Genomic DNA, 1,681 nt, shown 5'->3' with positions numbered 1-1,681 from the left:
ACCAGAGCTTGCCGGTCGACACCTCGACCGCCACCAGGTCCTTCTTGCCGTTCCCGTTGAAGTCCCCCGCGGTCAGGTTGGTCATCCCGGGGTCGTTCACCGGGGACTTGGCGGCGACGTCGACGTAGTTCCGGTCGATGTTGATGGTGGTCCCGCCGTGCGACTCCGTGACGTCCCCGGCGTACTGGTGGACGCGCTGGTGGTTGGACCAGTACCCCGCCGGGATGTAACTGTCGTTCGTGTCGGCGTCGTTGTTCCAGTTCGCGGACCACGCCACGTCGGGACGGTCGAAGCTGGACGAGTTGTACGCGGCGACCATGTCCTTGATCCCGCTCGACGAGGAACTGTAGACGCCGGAGCGGAAGTTGAGCTCGTGCAGCCGGCCGGTCCAGCCCGACAGGTAGTTCAGCACATTGGTGCGGTAGCCGGAGGAGTAGGCCTCCATGTCGACGTAGAGCACCGTGGCGGTGGTGAAGCCCAGGCCCTTGGCCAGCTTGACGGCGGCCTCCGCCGCGGCCCGGCCCTGGCCCTCGGCGTCCGAGGAGGAGATCCCGGCGGCCTGGGTGCCCGCGTAGATCGGCAGCAGGTGCCAGCCGGCGCTGCTCTGCTGCGCCACCCACGACGCGGTGAGGTTGTTCTGCGCGCAGACCCGGGTCGGACCGCCGATGTAGATGCCCACGCCCCGGTAGGGCGAGGAGGCCCAGTCCGCCATCGCACCGGAGGAGGGCGCGGCGCAGGCGTCGAACGCCTTGCCGGTGTAGCCGGTGCTCGGCGTCGCCGACGCGGCCGCCGACTCGGCGCCGGGCGCGGCGAAGGCACCGGCGAGGGCACCGGGCACGGCCTTCGGCGGCTGCGGCACCGGGGCCGCGGTGGCGCCGCCGCCGATCGAGGCGGAGGCGAGGACGCGCTGCACCGCGGCGGCGGACGAGGGGGCGTGACTGGCCGTCACATAGACGCCGGCCCCCTCGAAGGCCACCCGTGCCTCCCGGCCGGCGCCCTCCGGCAGGGCCGGGACGCCGCGCCCGGCGGGCACCGCGACGGTGGCGAGGTCGGCCCGTTCGGCAGCACCGGCGAAGGTCTCGACGACCAGCGCGTCCGCCTTCTCCCCGATCAGGTGGGTCGGGCAGTTCTGGTCCGCGCCGGGGTGGCCGAGGTAGACGGTGTTCCGGTCGAGCCGGACGCAGGTGTCGGGCGCCTGGGCCAGGTCGACCACCGACCAGCTCGACGGCACCTGGAGCGAAAGCCCCTGGTACGTCACGGTCTTGACGCCCTGACCGGGGTCAGCGGCGGACGCGGCGGCGGCGGGCTCGGCAGCCTGGGCGGCCGCGCCCAGCGGCAGGGTGGCGGTGAGGGCACCGGCCGCCACGGCGAACGAGGCGACACCCCTCAGACGGTGGTGGTTCACGGATCTCTCCAAGGAGACGGGCAGGGCGGAGCCGCCCGGGGGACGGATCCGGGCAGGGCGGCACGCAGCAAGGGGGAAGGGTGAGCGGGGAGGGCGGGGGCGGGCCCGCGCGGTGGTCGCGGGCCCGCTCCCCGGTTTCAGCGGCCGGCCGGAAGCGGCCGGCCGGTCACGCGCGGGGTCTACCAGCCGCCGGAGCCGATCTCGGTGCGGGAGCTCAGGCCGCTGCCGGTGCCCTTGTAGAGGTAGAGCTTCCCGGTCTGACCCGGGTCGGAGTCC

General features: G+C 73.6%; 1 protein-coding gene. It reads right to left on the bottom strand.

Annotated features, from left to right (window positions below; all coding sequences use genetic code 11):
* The coding region (locus tag ACZ3TI_RS40930) for a DUF1906 domain-containing protein (protein ID WP_465735676.1) at positions 1-1,405 on the bottom strand (1,405 nt) is incomplete at its 3' end.
* Positions 1,406-1,681: the final 276 nt, after the last annotated feature.

This window comes from Kitasatospora sp. NPDC023120, assembly GCF_055560835.1.
The sequence above is the reverse complement of the archived record's forward strand: the minus strand, read 5'-3'. Positions and strand labels throughout refer to the sequence as shown.